This window comes from Onishia niordana, assembly GCF_004798965.1.
Classification (GTDB): domain Bacteria; phylum Pseudomonadota; class Gammaproteobacteria; order Pseudomonadales; family Halomonadaceae; genus Onishia; species Onishia niordana.
On the sequence record NZ_SDSD01000082.1, the window covers coordinates 1 to 268 of the forward strand.

General features: G+C 34.3%; 1 protein-coding gene. It reads left to right on the plus strand.

Annotated features, from left to right (window positions below; genetic code table 11):
- A partial coding sequence (locus tag ETC27_RS16750; RefSeq protein WP_205742780.1) for a terminase large subunit occupies window positions 1–268 on the plus strand: 268 nt, incomplete at both ends.

Sequence of the window (268 nt, forward strand, 5' to 3'; positions counted from 1 at the left end):
GGATATCAGAATTCAGAGATCATTTCTGATAGTGCAGAGCAACGTTTGATTGCTGAATTAAAAACGATGGGAATAAGAAAAATAAGGCCAGCTAGAAAAGGTAAAGGGAGTATTATGTATGGTATTGATTTTATGCAAGGTTTTAAAATACACATTCTTCCTAAGTGCGTTAACGCAATAGCAGAATTTAACTCTTATGCTTATGACAGAGACAAGCAGACAGGGCAATACATTAATAAGCCTATTGACAAAGACAATCACTTTATTG